The sequence below is a fragment of the Roseburia inulinivorans DSM 16841 genome (assembly GCF_000174195.1).
GTDB lineage: Bacteria > Bacillota > Clostridia > Lachnospirales > Lachnospiraceae > Roseburia > Roseburia inulinivorans.
This window is the reverse complement of sequence record NZ_ACFY01000124.1, coordinates 1-2,134: the sequence shown is the minus strand read 5'-3', so window position 1 is coordinate 2,134 and position 2,134 is coordinate 1. Positions and strand designations below refer to the sequence as shown.

The 2,134-nt window shown below is 44.0% G+C and carries 3 protein-coding genes; all 3 read left to right on the top strand.

The window, feature by feature from the left end; all coding sequences use genetic code 11:
• Positions 1 to 183 precede the first annotated feature (183 nt).
• Positions 184 to 570, top strand: coding sequence for an IS66 family insertion sequence element accessory protein TnpA (gene tnpA / locus ROSEINA2194_RS13515; protein ID WP_007888257.1), 387 nt, complete (start codon positions 184 to 186; stop codon positions 568 to 570).
• Positions 567 to 920 carry an IS66 family insertion sequence element accessory protein TnpB gene (tnpB, locus tag ROSEINA2194_RS13510; RefSeq protein ID WP_007888256.1) on the top strand — a complete coding sequence of 118 codons (354 nt, stop codon included), beginning with the start codon at positions 567 to 569 and terminating at the stop codon, positions 918 to 920. The genes tnpA and tnpB overlap by 4 nt, the downstream gene beginning before the upstream one ends.
• 287 nt (positions 921 to 1,207) lie before the next feature.
• Positions 1,208 to 2,134 (top strand): IS66 family transposase (locus ROSEINA2194_RS13505; RefSeq protein WP_007888251.1); only part of this gene is annotated, 927 nt, incomplete at its 3' end.

Sequence of the window (2,134 nt, the reverse complement as noted above, 5' to 3'; positions counted from 1 at the left end):
GTAAGCGATGAATAACATACCGTTCCAAATTTAATTGAAGATTTGGGATAATACAGTCAATAAACAGTAAACGACTACTTTATCTATTTTCAGATCTGGATGCGGACGTATCACTCTTCTTTTCTTAAGCAAAGGTAGCCGTTTACGGTGTTTAACTACTTTAGCTAACAGGAGGAGCAGCTTATGCGTAATAAGAGAAGAACAGACGAAGAATGGCTGTCATTAATTCAGCAATGTCGCAGCAGTGGATTTTCTGACCGTGTCTGGTGTGAGCAGAATGATATCTCTATCAATACGTTTTATAATACTGTCACAAGGCTGAGAAAGAAATCATGTATGATTCCGGAGACAGACAGGCTAATCGTGGATGCCACACATGAAATCGTACCACTTTCCATTACAGAAGAATCGCATATACCGATATCGAATCCAGTCAGACTGCTGTCAACAGATGCAACATCAGAGGGCGAAGCACTGACAGTTATCATAAACGGCTGTAAAGTTGCAATCAATAATCATGCAGGCAGGGATGTGATCTATCATACGATATCTGCCCTGCGGAAACTTTGATCGGTGATCTGTCCAGAGTACAGAAAATCTATCTGGTTACAGGAAGGACTGATATGAGAAAATCCTTTGACGGACTCATGGCAGTCATCCGTGACAATTTCCAGATGGATCCGTTCTCCAATGCGGTCTTTCTGTTCTGTGGACGCAAAAAGAATACGATGAAAGCCCTCTATTTTGACCGGGATGGATTTGTACTCCTGCAGAAGCGCCTGGACAATGGAAAATTCCAATGGCCACGCAATGCTTCAGAAGTCAGACCTCTGACAAGGCAGGAATTCCGCTGGCTGATGGAAGGACTTTCCATTGACCAGCCGAAAGCGATACAGCCTGCGAAAGACAGGGATTACTGATTTGTGCAATATGTAGATTTTGAAAAATTTTTCTACAGCCGGAGCAGGCTGTTGACGGAAGATATCCACAGATGTGAAATCATGGGGTGCGTTGTCCGGGGATAGTTGAGCATGACATCATCATGATGTGCATAACTTTACGGAAAATCCCGGAAACTGGCTGATTTTGAGAAAAAAAGGAGCTATCTGGCTTTCGGCATAATGCCAGTCTGATTTTGGACGGCATTTGCAACCATGCCTTCCTTTTCGTACAATAAAGGTAACGAAAAAAGAGGGAGGGATTCACCGTGGATTCAAAGGGACAGGACATACTTTTTAACAGTGAGATGAATCAGAAGGACCTTATGATCCAGATGCTTTCTGAACGGTTAGATGAAAAAGACGAAACCATCACAGAACTGAAGGAAACCATCAATGACCTGAAAGATACAATTGCCGGTCTCAGGGAAACACTGGATGAATTCCAGCGGAAACTCTTTGGTACAGGCAGTGAGAAGACAAAACAGGATAAGAAAACGGAAGAAACTGTGACAACAATCGTCAAAAGCCACAAACGGACAACACGCAAAGCGAAAGCGACACGTGAAGACCAATATGGAAATCTTCCGATCCATAAGGAAGTCATCCCCCTGCTGGAAGAAGATAAGTATTGTCCTTATTGTAATTCCAAGATGGAGTATGTGACGGAAATGTTTGTCCGTGAAGAACTACGGATCACCCCGGCAAAGGTGGAACGAATCCACTATTATCAGGAGAAATGGCAGTGCCCGGAATGCAGAAAAGATGGTGACGGGACATTTGCTGAATCCAAGATACCTACAGCATTGATTCCACACAGCCCGGCTTCCCCATCCATGGTCGCATATGTTGCAATGGAAAAGATCGGCATGGCAATGCCTTACTATCGTCAGGAATTTCTGATGAACCAGCTGGGATTTACCCTGCCACGGGAAACCATGGCGAACTGGATCATTTATACGGCAGAAAACTATTTCTATCTGATCTATGATCGGCTGCATGAAGAACTTTTAAAGCGGGACCTGGTACATGCAGATGAGACAACATGTCAGGTGCTGCGGGAAAAGGGACGTACGGCGGAACAGACCTCTTATATGTGGTTATATACAACCGGAAATGATGGTCTTACACCAATTGTCCTTTATGATTACCAGCCAAGCCGGAAAGGATCCTGTGTGCAGGAATTTCTGGAAGGA